Here is a 531-nt window from a genome sequence, read left to right on the forward strand (position 1 = left end):
GTGCACGGCCCGGATATTGTAAGGCACAAAGTTGCAGGGCAAAGCCAATCCTGTTTTCCGGTCTGCGCCGCTGCCTAATGTTTTCCAGGTCATCATCGCCCAGCGTGTAGAACTTCAGTAGCGACAGTTCGTCCGTGGGCAGATCGAACAGCGCTGCTCGCTGCCGTTCGGTGAAAATATGGCGTCGTGACATACAAATTCGTCCCTTTTGAAGTATAGTCTGTTTTGGACAACAGCCAGCCCATATAAATCAGGGCGTTCCGATACAAAAATCCAGGAGGGTTCAATTGGGACATCGTGCCGCCATTTACTGCCGGGTTTCAACAGCGGATCAGTCTTGTGAACGCCAGGAATTTGATCTGCGAGCCTTCGCCGGCTGTGCCGGCTACGACGTGGTGGGAATATTTAAGGAAACAGGTTCAGGAACTAAACTCGACCGGGCCGAGCGAAAGAAAGTCCTGGCGCTTGCCCAGTCCAGACAAATTGATGCAATCCTGGTCACTGAGCTTTCCCGGTGGGGGCGCACGACGC

At 53.7% G+C, this 531-nt stretch carries 2 protein-coding genes; one reads left to right on the forward strand and one right to left on the reverse strand.

What is annotated here, in order from left to right; genetic code table 11:
* On the reverse strand, window positions 1-193 hold a 193-nt coding region (locus tag NK987_RS21375), incomplete at its 3' end, for a DUF4158 domain-containing protein (RefSeq protein ID WP_259265505.1).
* Between the two features lie 94 nt (window positions 194-287).
* On the opposite strand from NK987_RS21375, the gene NK987_RS21380 reads away from it, so the two are divergent.
* A partial coding sequence (locus NK987_RS21380; RefSeq protein ID WP_259265506.1) for a recombinase family protein occupies window positions 288-531 on the forward strand: 244 nt, incomplete at its 3' end.

It is taken from the genome of Aquiflexum gelatinilyticum, assembly GCF_024813435.1.
Taxonomy (GTDB): domain Bacteria; phylum Bacteroidota; class Bacteroidia; order Cytophagales; family Cyclobacteriaceae; genus Cognataquiflexum; species Cognataquiflexum gelatinilyticum.